This window comes from Citrobacter sp. NCU1, assembly GCF_010231475.1.
Taxonomy (GTDB): domain Bacteria; phylum Pseudomonadota; class Gammaproteobacteria; order Enterobacterales; family Enterobacteriaceae; genus Citrobacter_D.
Genome location: NZ_NRDO01000044.1, coordinates 78,276 through 90,767, shown reverse-complemented (window position 1 = coordinate 90,767; position 12,492 = coordinate 78,276). Strand labels below are relative to the sequence as shown.

The following is a 12,492-nucleotide window of genomic DNA, read 5'->3' as shown; positions in this document are numbered from 1 at the left end:
GACCAGTACTGTTAACCAACACTGTATAGATATTAAAGTCACTTCGAAAACTCTTAACAGAATATTTCTTTTATAGCATATTTTTAATTAAATAACAAGCGTTACAAAAATCATGTGGCACTATTTGCTACATAACTACTGTATTGATGGGTTCGAGTTGTTTGAAAAAGGCATTTTTCTGGAATTCCCTCCAGCTGTCCCACGCCTTACGGCTCGGTAAGTCGATACCCAAAACATCTTTAATAATGGCTCTGGCTCTCTTGCGGGCAACAGAAATAGTTTTAGGGGTATCAAGCGCTATACAGAACTCATCCTCTTTATCCGAACCAGCATTAACGACGGGTAATTTTCTCTCATCAAGCGCTTTAACAACTTTCAATAGAACTTCTTTCCGTTCTTCCAGAGAATAGTCATGGCCTCTATCTTTACGTGACTGTTCCCGCTTCTCATCGCGCAACATGCTGGTTTTGTGTTCTTCAGCAGCATACATCATCACATGAATTTCACTTGATGAATAATCGCCATTATCAAGCTTCTGAATCAGGATTCTCTTCAAATACTCACGCTGTAAAGTCTCATCAACTCTTGAACCACTAATATCACACAGATATCCATACTCATCAGCAATGCATACATCATCAAAATCAATCGTCATGTGTTTATGACCATGTTTGATGGCAGTTTTTAATTCCTGGGTAATGTTCGCATATGCATCTTTACAGGCAATGAGTTCATCAAGAGACCAAATTGCGCCAGTCTCATAACTTACAGTCAGGAACTTACTATTCAGTTTAGTTTTCATGCTCGTAATCTCTTTAAAGTTAAGTTGCTGAAGAGGTTACACGAGAATTTTAGAGGTTCAACGGGAGAAGTGTAATGTTAAATTCAATCGGGTGGCATTAACAATTTAATAACAAATTATTGACATCGTACGGCAATTCTGGTATTATGTCTGTATAAGGTTAGTGAGACAGCCTTATAACTCATGTAGTCCTCCTGGTCAGAGAACACCTGTAAAAATCGAAGTATGGTACATGGTATTCATGTACCTGCTTTGTATTGCTCTCTCGAGTAAAAGTGATTTCTGTGAAAGTTAAGTCCTTTCATTTTGCCTGATGTAAATCCACGAGTTAGACGTGGTGTGACGGTTCCCTTATTCCTCTCCAGATAAGGGGCTTTCACAGAAATCATTTAAAACCCTCTATTCGGCTAACCTCGTGTTAGCCATTATTTTTATCTGGATAACGAAATGATTAAATTTGAACCTGTCTCAAACGGTGCTCTCGTTCTGCTTGTCTACATCCTCTGTGATGCATTTAAACATCTTCTGTGAGGCTTTTTAAATGCCAGATGTAAAAGACATTATTAACCTGCTGGCTGAGCAGGAAGAGCAAAGAATCCACCAGCAAGAACTTCAGTCACAACGTGAAACCGAATTAAAACAGAAGCGTGTTGATGCTGAAAGATTGCAGGAGGCGTTAACAGTTGCTTTAAAGAATCGTCAGTATAGCAAAGACCTTATGATTGAGCAGTTGAAGCGTGACCCTTCATCTCACGGTGAAGTTATCGCAAAACTTCTCTCTGATACTTTTGAAGCCATTTTTATCTTCAAATATCCAGAGGCTGACAAAAAGATTCTTTGTCTGCAAGAGCAGATTGAATCACTTGAACATATCTAACATTGAATATTATTCATCAGGAAAACAATATGAATGAAAAAATTTGAAACTTTTAACCTAGACACAGTGCCATTTACTGATGCAGTAAATATCATCTTCCTTGAGCCTGAAGAATTGCTGCAGGGTATCTATAACGAACTTATTGATAAGGGTATTCCTGATTTTATCGCGTTACCTGCGACAAAAAAATCAGTTGAGATTTCGCGTGCGGAAATAATCAAAACTTTAAAGCGCGTATTTGATAACACAACCGATGTGTCAGCATGGGAGCCAAAATAATGATTAACCCGAACGTTAATACAGTGACCCCATCGCCGTATGGCATGTCTACCAAACATACAGTAACACCGCCATCACCAATCAATGGTGGTATTGATGAATCTCGCTGGGAGGTATCAGTCAGTGAGGCTCAGACTTTTAATAAAACTTTCCAGCCTGAGATGTCAGAAATCCCAGAGCACCTTACCAGTTACGAAAAGAAAGTCTTTATTGAGCAAAAATACAGGCCTCTGTTGATTACTGCAATTGGTGCGCATCGTGATGCTTGCGATACCGTCTCTCATTTCGAAGATAACTCCGATGTCTATAAGATTAATGAGCGCGTCAGATACGCAATGACGCTGAAGCATCCAGAAGTGAAAACAGTCCTTTGCCGTGGAGTGGAGCATTTTAAGCATCTTTCGATGTCAGGTGACCTTAACATCCTTGGGTACAGGCTGGTGGATACCCGCATCACTGGTGATAGTCAAACTCTGGTATTCATCCCGAATGATAAGCAGAGCTTGCAGTCCTTCAGTGAGACGCAAGAAGCGCATGTTTACGCTGACCATGTTTATGAGCTTGAACTAAAGCGTCTGCTGAGTAAGCGTAATCGTGCGGCAATAGAGCTTCAGGGGTTGCGTGACCATGTAAATGATATCTGGTCATCAGTTGACGATTTTGAAAGTCTATTTAGTTCATCGGTACGCAAGGGAAGAAAGTAATCTTCCTGCTTTCACATAAAGCAATTAAACGGGCTGCCACGGTTGCATAAACCTCTGGCGGCCTTTTTTATATATGAGGTAATAATAATGGCTGGTGGAACTTTTACAGTCTCAGAATTCGTTGTTGAGATGAATTTCGATGCAAGCAAGGTCTTAAGAGGGCTTGAATCCCTCGAAAGAAAATCCCAGGCAACAGCGGTCAAAATTGAGAAGCAATTAAACAGTGCTTTCTTGCGGTTGAACGGTGCCCAGAAAACAGGTGATATGTTTGCACGTATTCAGCGTCAGGCTTCGCAAACTGCAACGCATATACAGCGAGAGTTACAAAGAGGATTTGCAGTCGGTGGTGTTGGTACAGGTATGTTCACCCGTTATGAATCTGAAGGTGTGCGGGCTGCTGAACGTGTCAGGGAGGCATTACGAGAAACATCACGAGCGGGGAGACCTGAATCTGGTTCAAATCCTCGACCATATACGCCACGCCCAAGACAAGGTTTAGCTGGTGCAGATGCGATACGTGATATTCATCAGCGTCAAACGACATCTTCATTCTATGGCAATATGCAACTGCGCAACCCTGAGCAGGCTGCTGATTACAGACGCAGGCTGGATGCATTGCGTAACGAATCACTCATGAATAACCGTTCTATGGCTGAGTTTCGTCAGTCTTTACGAGCTTTAAACTTTGAATTTGGGCAGACCATGCGTCAGGCCTCTATGCAATGTTCTCAGCAGCGTTTAGCAGCAGCTAATCAATCTGGCGGTATTGGTGGTGGTATGTTCGGTAAACTCGGTGGTGCTGCTGCTGCGTTAACACTTGCATTTGCTGCACTAAACCAGACGGTCGAGTTCTTCAATCAATCATTAGAGGAAGGGCGTAAAAGGGAGCGTTCAAACCTGATGATGAAATCTGCTTTCGGTGATAATGCTGGAGAGCGTACTCGACAGGTTGATGCCATCGCTGATAAGTACGGGGTAGACAAGGTTACTATGCGCGAAACCTATGCTAAATCCCGTAGTTCGTTTGACATCAAAAAGTTCTCTGATGCTGACGTTCTCAAGATGATGGAAGAGCAGCAGGTGTACGCTACGGCTAAAGGTGTGACGGTTGATGAACTCTCAAGAGCGAACGTAGGTCTGCGACAGATAGCGGGTAACAGTTCGGTCACAAAAGAAGATTTCAATCAGTTGGTCGAAAACGTTCCCGCTTTAGCGCAAGACCTTGCAAGAACACTAAACGTCTCTTCAGGTGAGGTATACAAGAAGCTAAAGACTATGACCCCTGCTGATGTTGTCGCAATCGTTAACAAAACCATCGAACAGTCGAACGAAAGGAATAATTCTAAAGAGTTGGCGGCGAACTCATTTAGCGCCACGGAGGGCAGATATTATGCTGCAATCAAAGATGCTCAGAACAAGTTCTTTTCCGGTTTTGCACCTGGTTTAATCGCATTCTATGAAAAGATGACGAGAATCATCACTGATAACAGTGACATTCTTGTTCAGGCTGGTGAGTGGGTTGGCGATTTCCTTCTCGGAGTTGCAAACGCTGTTGAGTGGATTGTTAGGCTGACAAAGGCATACATTGAATTCAACTCTGCAACCAAGAAGTTTACCAGTGATATGCTGGACGCTGTAAAGGGTTGGTTTGTTGAAATGTTCAATTCTTTACCGGATTGGGTAAGAAAGCCGATTCTGGCTTTCGGCAATAGCCTGATGAATAGCTTCTCTGAAATCTTCAACTGGATTCTGGACAAGCTTGAATCAATCCCAGGTTTCGGGAAATTAATTCAGGAAGCTCGTCAACAATCACGTATTGAGAGTGCTGCTAACACTCTGAATGATGACTTGATGGCAATAAACCCAAAGCCACTTTTCGCGCAATATGATGTTGCTGAAATGTTCCCTGGTTTATACAGTCCAGTGCCAGCGTTGACGCAGTTGCCTCAGACTTCATCATCACAAAGTCAGCGTATTCTCGTAGAGGTGAAGTCTGACCCTCAAAAGTCGCAACAGTCGATAGATGTAAATCTGCGATACCCTGACGGATATGTTCAAACGATAAAGGCTGATTTTGAAAATAGCCTGAACAATCGTCTTGAATCGCAGATAATGACGGCTCAGGGACTTGGTGGTTCATGGCAAAGTCCAGGTCAGAATGCTGGCTTCTCTCCATCTTTGCTGAGGCGTTAATGTAAGGTCAAATCCTCCGGCGTAATGATTTGCATAACAATAAATCAACAATCACAAAACAATTTATTGACAATTGCACCTCGTTATGGTACTATTGCTTCTAGTGGTATTATTTTTCTATTTTGAGGTGTGAATGTATGAGCAAATTAAACTAAATCGTCAGTACGGATTACCTGATAATTTCAGAGTTCCAACAAAGCAAGATATCGAAAAAGCTGTAAGCGAAGTTCTCTCGGAAATACTCCCGTCTGCACCAGCGCCATTATCTAAACCCGTAGTAACTATCACAAAGACAGGTAAGGTTCGTAAGCCTCGACAGGGGAAAGAGACGCCGAATCTCTTCCACGCTGAATTTAGACATATTCACAGTTATGACAATATGCCATCAAAGGTGGAGGATATCTTTATGGGGGCTGTACGTCAGACTCCCACTGGTAGTAATATCAATCCATATGTTATTTTCGGTCTACTGAAATTCCTGAGCACGATTTCTACAGAATCCGTTTACATGGCTATTAATAGTCGCAGACCTAAGCATGAGCATATTTCAGTTGGCTACGCTCAGCAATTAGCTTGTTCTTGCCGTAATGTTATTAGCGCCTTCCAGCATCACGAAGAAGTTAAAAATATAAATGGTTACTATAAAGATGATACTCTGTGCGATGATTTCGATATTGAATCTGATGCGGAAGGTTACAAAAATTATGTTCAGCCTTTACAGACTTCTGAGCAGAAACGAGTATTACTTGTTCAGGCTGGTTTAACTCCATATCAGATTGATTCTCATATGGGCGCTGATAAGGTTATGTGGGGCTTCAGCATTCACTCTAAAGCCAGTTGCGCTATTCAGGTTGATTCTGACAGTGCGTGTTACCACAGCGAGTCTGATGATGTGGATAGCCTGAAGTGGTTGCCTGAATTGCGCTGTTACGTTGACGTAAATACAGGTGAAATGTTTGACTGGTAAGCCCCACCATATAAAAATATAAATGGTTACTATATAAGAGAACCTCTGATAAGTTTTCTTTACAGCTACGGGAGCCATCGAGCATGGCGACCATATCAGGCTGCATAGCGAAGCGAGAGCCGTCTTTTACTCTTTTACTGTGACCACGTTATTACCTACTGAACAGAACCCTTATCACATCTAAAAGCCTTTCTTCGTCCCTTATGCGTGGACTCAACTTGACCAGTGATAAGAATCTGTTCAGATATTACAAGATATCTCTGATGCGTAAGCCATCGAGCTACGTTGAAGAGCGAGAAGAAAGATTAAAAGTAATGTTTACCCATCACATCATCATTGTTCGTAATCTCCGATTACTCAAATGGGCTACAGGAACAATGTTTAAAGCAGATTACAAACTATGAATTACACTCCAGAGCAAATCAGATAAATTGAAATCAACATGAATCGTATAGCAAGACATTTTATCTTTTATCAATTAACTAATCCGCAATTTGAAGACACATTCTTTGAATGTAATCAATATTTATATAACCGTGTACTTCTGAAAGTCCAGGAATACGCCGGAGCAAATATCTAATGCACATTACCCCTGAACACATCTCACTGTTTAAGTTTGCAACACAGCAGAGCAGTACCAATAACCTCGTGACAAATGTCCTGCGACTGAAAGCGGAATGCAAAACACATAAGCAAATTGCTTCTATCCTCGGTATCTCTTCCAGCTACGTGAATCACATTATTACCACTGTTCGTAAGCAATCTAAGTTAATTAACTAATTGATTTATAATTGTATTTTCAGTATCTGTTTAGATGCTGACTATGCTTTAACCTTCGATATGATTTCCCACTTACCCAATCTCAAAAAGACACACAACATACAGAGGTCAAAATGACTACTAACACAACATCTGGTGATTCATCTGTTCAGGACGTTGAACAACCGTCACTGGCTCAGGAATGGTTTACCGCTATCCTCACCGGTGACTCTAAGAAGCTCCTGACTTATGGTCTGACGAAAGAGCAGGTTAATGAACTCGATACAACATCAGCACGTTCAGACGCTGCAAAGCTTTTGCTTCAATCTGAGAACACTAAAGCAAGGTCTACTTCTAAGCGCGTTCAGGCTGCTGCTGTTCTTGGTGAAAAGGACTCTTTACCAGCGACTACACCACTAGCTAGTAAGGCGACATTTACCACCAGGGCTACATTCAATCCAACTCCTTCTAAAACGTTGAAAGCTGTTTAATGCAATTGTATTTTTTACAGCACGGGTAAGCTATTGCAATACACTTCTGCGGATGGGATAATTCACCCATAAATTGAATAGGTACAATCATATGAACGTTGTTACTTACTACCGAATCTCTAAGAAGGGTACAGGGTTAGGTCTGGAATCACAGAAAGACTATTGTGATGCAGCGATAGCGTCCAACTCTTGGTCAGAGGTAGCCACTTTCACAGATGATGGTATATCAGGGGCGCTGTCTAAGCGTCCTGGTCTTCAGGCTGCTATGGAAGCATGTAAAAAGCACAATGCATGTTTGTTAGTTGCAAAAGTAGACCGTTTATCTCGTGATGTTGAGCATACAGCTTCAATCATGAAACAGGTCTGTGTAAAGGTTGCCACTATGCCTAACGCTGATAACTTTCAGATTCACCTTTTCGCAGCACTGGCGCAACAGGAAAGGGAGTTTATTGCTCAGCGTACAAAGGCTGCGCTAAAGAAACTGAAAGACCGTGCTGAGTCAGGTGATACTGAAGCGCAGAAGAAGGTAGCTAATCGTGATGCTCAGATTCATAATGTTCAGAAACTCGGTCAACAGAAATCTGCACAGGTGCGTCAAGCGATGTCTCAGGACTACTTACAGATGATTGAAGACACGATGTTAGCAGCAGAGGCCAAGGGTTTTAACTCTTACCGTAAGATTGCAGAGTATATGAACACTAAAGGCATTAGAACAATCACTGGTAAGAAATGGTCAGTGTCCACTGTACAGCGTCTGAAGGGGCAATCAGAACGAGCAATGTGATAACACTATCTCTTCAGCGTTGTAAGACATGGCGCTGTTACTATCAAGCTTCGCCGGAACATCTAAATACGTGTAATCTCTTCAGGCTGCCTTATGGCGGTCTTTTTCGTTTCTTCCACCAATACTTTTGGATTTTGCCAGCAAGAGTAACTGACTCTGCCAGCCCTATTAAGCAGGTATACAGTCTCCTGGATACTTTTGACAGACAAACCACCAGCACTATTACCAGTGGCTAGTCAGATTTTTTACGAGAAGAAAAAAACAACAATATGGTCATTACAATCCAGAAAAAGTATCTTATCCAGCATATTTTCCAATGGGGAATGCTGCATGCATACAATGCTGGAGAAGTACAATGTGCATTTTGATTATGAAGTGATAGAAGATTTTCGCGATGAAGTGAACAACAACAGCGATTTTGCTTTTAAATACTTTCAAAACAAGGATGGTAAAAATCTTTGGAACCCAATCTGTAGTTGCATGGATTGGATAAGCGTAGCAATTCGATACATCAATAATTATCCAGAGCTTTCATCAGACCTTGATGTTAAAGCGATGCAGATTTTCTCTTTGATTTCTTCGATAGATATCATCAATGAATCTGTTGAACAACTGCACAGAATTCTTGTTAATCGTGACCTCAAAAAGTGGCCTTTCAAAGGTAGTAAGCATATTTTTGAGGATAAGCGGCATCACTTATCAGGTCATGATGATGATGGATACTTTAAAGAAATTCGTGCAATTTTCGGGGCACACCCAACAAAACTACAACATGGTAAAGAGAGGATGTTCGCGAGTTGGCCTCATGACCATTCCTTCGATGGTGATGATTTTACTGTCAGTCTATACAGTAACATTCCTGATAAGCCTGATGTGAGCTTTGGTATTCGCATCGTCGAACTACTATCTTATGCGAAAGAACGTTACGAATATATCAATGAGCTACATGATGCACTTATTGGTTTGTACGATAATTATTCACTCCAGCTTAAAGGGGTTAAAATACCACCCACATCATCCATAGAGGAAGAACTTGAGACTTTATCTAGTGAGTCCGAAAAACGACTGGATAACGACCACTACAGAAGTACAATTAGTGAACTCCAGGTGCTATTTGCCACCACAGTAACAGAACCGCATCTACAACTTGAAGAGCAGGAGTTCAAAGATGAACTTCTGGTAATGACTGCTGAAATAAGAGCCAATCTGCAATGTATGCGAATCGAAGACCTGGAACATGACATTCTTTACGGCTCACTACCAGGCTTTGCTTTGAGCTACGAATTACCAAAGCTATTTACTCTTCTACATTCAGACCGATATGACCCTTTGACTGACTACTACTTCAAGCAACTTAACAATTATTGTGACGGCAAATACACTTTCAGTGTCCGTGATGGTAAAAGTCTGACTTTGTTGAAACTGCGCATGATGCTGTATACAGAACGTAAACGGGAAAGAGAGGTTAATAAGTATTCTGCACATTCAATTGGGTATATAAAAAAGATAGTGCATCGATAGAGGTGACTATTGGAGAACACAACCGTCCTCAAAGGTCTGAACTTCCCTGGCGTGGGGGGGGGGACTGCTATGAGCAAAGTTCATGATGTTTGAGAATCTTAAACACTCAGCCTTTTGCTTATATTAAATCTTTGTTGACCTGCTTTGATGCTGGATTTCTTCTCCTGAAAATTGCAAAATCTTCTCGTTATTTCATTCACGATTCATGCACTTTTCATTGCTTTTCTTGCGTAACGTGCTGAATTTATTATATTAATTGCAAATGGCAAACATATCCCAACTGGCGATGGCAGAGAGATGGGAAAAACGGGATAAACGCAAAAAGGTGCGGGTGAGTTGTTGATAGTTTTTATTGTCCATGTATCCTCTTCGGCGGAATGTGCAGGTCAAGACTCCCACCATAATAGGTAGTTTTGCTTACCGGTACCTTTTTTTAGTCCGCGAAGCGGTAAAATCTCCCTCGAAAATAAAAACAAATGCACACAGCAAGATGAATCCGATCTATTGGGTTGTATTTGCTCTTCTGGCACTGGACGCCATCAGGGAAATGGTAGGGGCATCCTCCATTCTGGGAATGTGGTAGCGAGTTGTTGGTCGAGTCAGGAAGAATATCCGGGCATTACGAATTACGTGATGCCCGGATTTCTTATCATCAGGCGTGTAACCGATGGTGTAAGCGCGCGCCGACCAGAATCGCCAGTACCAGCATCAGTGCAATAAACCCGCCAACGCCGTTCCAGCCATAGTTATGCCAGAATATGCCGCCAAGTGTTCCGGCGATACTGGAGCCGACGTAATAGCTAAAGAGATAAAGTGACGATGCCTGACCTTTCGCCCGGCGTGCGCGAGGGCCAATCCAACTGCTCGCGACAGAGTGCGCGGCAAAAAAACCGGCAGAAAAAAGCAGCATACCGGCAAAGATCAGCCATAAAGAGCTGAACAGCGTCATCAACAGCCCCATCAACATCACGCCCGTCGAAAACAGCATCACCGGACCGCGTCCGTAGCGGGTAGTCATGGCACCGGCTTTTGGGGAGCTCCAGGTTCCCGTAAGGTAAGCAACGGAGAGCAGCCCTACAACCGCCTGGCTCAGTTCCCAGGGGGAGAGCATCAACCGGTAGCCGATATAGTTAAACAGTGTCACGAATGATCCCATCAACAAAAAGCCCTCGGCGAACAGTAACGGCAAACCTCTGTCACGCCAGTGCAGGCGAAAGTTGATGAACAGCGTTTTAGGCCGTAGCGAAGTGGGACGGAAATGACGGGATTCCGGTAATATTTTCCAGAACATTAATGCCGAGGCGAGCGCAAAACAGCCAATCGCCGCCAGTGCGATTCGCCAGTTGAAAAAATCGGTCATGACTCCGCTTATCAGGCGTCCGCTCATTCCGCCAATCGAGTTCCCGCTGATGTACAGCCCCATAGAAAACGCCACAAAACTGGGGTGAATTTCTTCGCTCAAATAGGTCATTCCCACCGCAGCAACGCCGCTCAGCGACAACCCAATCAAGGCCCGCATGATCAGAATGCCATGCCAACTGGTCATCATGGTTGACAGTAACGTACAGCAAGAGGCGAGAAGTAGTGCGGTCACCATCACCGGTTTACGGCCGATGGCATCGGAAAGCGGGCCGGTAAACAGCAAGCCGATGGCCAGCATTGCGGTCGAGATGGAAAGAGAGATACTGCTGCTGGCCGGCGATACGCCAAACTCATGAGACAGCACGGGTAAAATCGGTTGAACGCAATAGAGCAGGGCGAATGTCGCCAGTCCGGCAGAAAAAAGCGCGAGGGTGACGCGCATAAACGGGGAGGTACCGCGTTTTATAAATTGATTCGGCTGGGAAATAATCTGTTCATCAACATCGCTTGCCGGGGCGGTATCGACAATAGTAGTACGGCTCACGTGAAATCCTTGCTTAACATCCCCGTAGTTTAGGTGACGGGTATGACCACCTGAAAAACTGACTCATTAAGCCTTTTTCGCGCCATTTCGGTCTGGGAATGTGTTAATCCCCTGTCCGGTCTGGCTGCAACAATCGCGGCGAAGAATCAGACTTAAGAGTAGGAAAATCAAAATATTCTGTCTAATATATTAATAATCTCAAATAATACTTTAAAGATATGAATATTGAGTTACGACACTTACGCTATTTTGTGGCGGTTGCGGAAGAACTGCATTTTGGTCGCGCCGCCGCACGTCTAAATATTTCTCAACCGCCGTTGAGTCAACAAATTCAGATCCTTGAACAGCAGGTTGGGGCGCGACTGTTGGCGCGAACCAATCGTAGTGTGGCGCTGACGGCCGCCGGAAGGCAATTCCTGGCTGACAGTCGGCAAATACTGGGGCTGGTCAATGAGGCTGCGGCGCGGGCGGAGCGTCTGCATCAGGGAGAGGCGGGCGAATTACGCATCGGCTTCACTTCCTCTGCGCCTTTTATTAAAGCGGTCTCTGATACCCTTTCCGGGTTTCGTCAGGATTTTCCTGATGTGCATATGCAGACTCGCGAGATGAACACCCGTGAGCAGATTGCACCGTTGAGTGAAGGGGCGCTGGATATGGGATTGCTGCGCAATACGCTGCTTCCGGATACGCTAAACCGGGAGGTGATACTGCATGAACCGTTGATGGCGATGATCCCGCGCGAGCATAAACTGGCGCAAAAACCGGTGGTGACGCTGGCAGAGATGGCGAAGGAGCCGTTTGTCTTTTTTGATCCCCACGTCGGGACGGGTCTGTATGACGATATCCTCGGGCTGATGCGTCGCTATAACCTGACGCCAGTCATTACCCAGGAGGTTGGGGAAGCCATGACCATCATTGGGCTGGTGGCGGCAGGGTTGGGCGTTTCGATTTTGCCTGCCTCCTTTAAACGCGTGCAGATCGATGAAATGTGCTGGATACCGATCGCTGAAGCCGATGCGGTTTCGGAAATGTGGCTGGTCTGGCCAAAACACCATGAACAAAGTCACGCCGCGCAACGCTTTCGCCATCAGCTGTTATCAGCAGTAAGCCGTGCTTAATTTAGTTTAAAAAGGGGGTAAAATGTGCGGTAAATCACACGGCTACGCAAAAATTTGACGGCGACTGTTGAACTCCTTCACCATAGCCTAC

Annotated in this window: 13 protein-coding genes; 11 read left to right on the top strand and 2 right to left on the bottom strand. The window is 43.8% G+C overall.

The features are described 5' to 3' along the window. Positions 1-127: 127 nt before the first annotated feature. Entirely contained in the window at positions 128-802 is a 675-nt protein-coding gene (locus CJP72_RS14955; RefSeq protein ID WP_162382146.1) for a hypothetical protein, read from the bottom strand. 541 nt (positions 803-1,343) lie between these two features. Between CJP72_RS14955 and CJP72_RS14950 the strand changes: the two genes are divergently transcribed. The 10 genes from CJP72_RS14950 to CJP72_RS26335 all read left to right on the top strand — a co-directional run bounded on the left by CJP72_RS14950 (position 1,344) and on the right by CJP72_RS26335 (position 9,960). Next, positions 1,344-1,679 (top strand): hypothetical protein, encoded by a 336-nt coding sequence (locus CJP72_RS14950; protein WP_162382145.1) that lies wholly within the window; start codon positions 1,344-1,346, stop codon positions 1,677-1,679. 33 nt (positions 1,680-1,712) lie between these two features. Beyond that, positions 1,713-1,958: a hypothetical protein gene (locus CJP72_RS14945; RefSeq protein ID WP_162382144.1), complete on the top strand. Its 246-nt coding sequence runs from the start codon at positions 1,713-1,715 to the stop codon at positions 1,956-1,958. Continuing rightward, positions 1,958-2,662, top strand: coding sequence for a hypothetical protein (locus CJP72_RS14940; RefSeq protein WP_162382143.1), 705 nt, complete (start codon positions 1,958-1,960; stop codon positions 2,660-2,662). The genes CJP72_RS14945 and CJP72_RS14940 overlap by 1 nt, the downstream gene beginning before the upstream one ends. Before the next feature lie 87 nt (positions 2,663-2,749). Next, the gene (locus CJP72_RS14935) at positions 2,750-4,855 is read left to right on the top strand and encodes a tape measure protein (RefSeq protein ID WP_162382142.1); all 2,106 of its coding nucleotides are present in this window, start codon (positions 2,750-2,752) and stop codon (positions 4,853-4,855) included. 133 nt (positions 4,856-4,988) lie between these two features. Continuing rightward, positions 4,989-5,822 carry a hypothetical protein gene (locus CJP72_RS14930; RefSeq protein WP_162382141.1) on the top strand — a complete coding sequence of 278 codons (834 nt, stop codon included), beginning with the start codon at positions 4,989-4,991 and terminating at the stop codon, positions 5,820-5,822. 579 nt (positions 5,823-6,401) lie between these two features. Further along, positions 6,402-6,602 carry a helix-turn-helix domain-containing protein gene (locus CJP72_RS14925; protein WP_162382140.1) on the top strand — a complete coding sequence of 67 codons (201 nt, stop codon included), beginning with the start codon at positions 6,402-6,404 and terminating at the stop codon, positions 6,600-6,602. A 113-nt stretch (positions 6,603-6,715) separates the two neighbouring features. After that, positions 6,716-7,072 (top strand): hypothetical protein, encoded by a 357-nt coding sequence (locus CJP72_RS14920; RefSeq protein ID WP_162382139.1) that lies wholly within the window; start codon positions 6,716-6,718, stop codon positions 7,070-7,072. Positions 7,073-7,163: 91 nt separating this feature from the next. Further along, positions 7,164-7,856: a recombinase family protein gene (locus CJP72_RS14915; protein WP_162382138.1), complete on the top strand. Its 693-nt coding sequence runs from the start codon at positions 7,164-7,166 to the stop codon at positions 7,854-7,856. A gap of 330 nt (positions 7,857-8,186) precedes the next feature. Beyond that, positions 8,187-9,377, top strand: coding sequence for a hypothetical protein (locus CJP72_RS14910; RefSeq protein WP_162382137.1), 1,191 nt, complete (start codon positions 8,187-8,189; stop codon positions 9,375-9,377). Between the two features lie 358 nt (positions 9,378-9,735). Next, the gene (locus CJP72_RS26335; protein ID WP_446714971.1) at positions 9,736-9,960 is read left to right on the top strand and encodes a KPN_01571 family protein; all 225 of its coding nucleotides are present in this window, start codon (positions 9,736-9,738) and stop codon (positions 9,958-9,960) included. 69 nt (positions 9,961-10,029) lie between these two features. On the opposite strand, the gene CJP72_RS14905 is transcribed toward CJP72_RS26335, so the two are convergent. Next, positions 10,030-11,283, bottom strand: coding sequence for an MFS transporter (locus tag CJP72_RS14905; protein ID WP_162382136.1), 1,254 nt, complete (start codon positions 11,281-11,283; stop codon positions 10,030-10,032). Positions 11,284-11,501: 218 nt separating this feature from the next. On the opposite strand from CJP72_RS14905, the gene CJP72_RS14900 reads away from it, so the two are divergent. After that, positions 11,502-12,401, top strand: coding sequence for a LysR family transcriptional regulator (locus CJP72_RS14900; RefSeq protein ID WP_162382135.1), 900 nt, complete (start codon positions 11,502-11,504; stop codon positions 12,399-12,401). The last annotated feature ends 91 nt before the right edge of the window (positions 12,402-12,492 follow it).

Bases quoted from the DNA above. Each gene is read 5' to 3' on its own strand.
- CJP72_RS14955 (WP_162382146.1), bottom strand. From the start codon at position 802: ATGAAAACTAAACTGAATAGTAAGTTCCTGACTGTAAGTTATGAGACT.
- CJP72_RS14950 (WP_162382145.1), top strand. From the start codon at position 1,344: ATGCCAGATGTAAAAGACATTATTAACCTGCTGGCTGAGCAGGAAGAG.
- CJP72_RS14945 (WP_162382144.1), top strand. From the start codon at position 1,713: ATGAAAAAATTTGAAACTTTTAACCTAGACACAGTGCCATTTACTGAT.
- CJP72_RS14940 (WP_162382143.1), top strand. From the start codon at position 1,958: ATGATTAACCCGAACGTTAATACAGTGACCCCATCGCCGTATGGCATG.
- CJP72_RS14935 (WP_162382142.1), top strand. From the start codon at position 2,750: ATGGCTGGTGGAACTTTTACAGTCTCAGAATTCGTTGTTGAGATGAAT.
- CJP72_RS14930 (WP_162382141.1), top strand. From the start codon at position 4,989: ATGTATGAGCAAATTAAACTAAATCGTCAGTACGGATTACCTGATAAT.
- CJP72_RS14925 (WP_162382140.1), top strand. From the start codon at position 6,402: ATGCACATTACCCCTGAACACATCTCACTGTTTAAGTTTGCAACACAG.
- CJP72_RS14920 (WP_162382139.1), top strand. From the start codon at position 6,716: ATGACTACTAACACAACATCTGGTGATTCATCTGTTCAGGACGTTGAA.
- CJP72_RS14915 (WP_162382138.1), top strand. From the start codon at position 7,164: ATGAACGTTGTTACTTACTACCGAATCTCTAAGAAGGGTACAGGGTTA.
- CJP72_RS14910 (WP_162382137.1), top strand. From the start codon at position 8,187: ATGCATACAATGCTGGAGAAGTACAATGTGCATTTTGATTATGAAGTG.
- CJP72_RS26335 (WP_446714971.1), top strand. From the start codon at position 9,736: ATGTATCCTCTTCGGCGGAATGTGCAGGTCAAGACTCCCACCATAATA.
- CJP72_RS14900 (WP_162382135.1), top strand. From the start codon at position 11,502: ATGAATATTGAGTTACGACACTTACGCTATTTTGTGGCGGTTGCGGAA.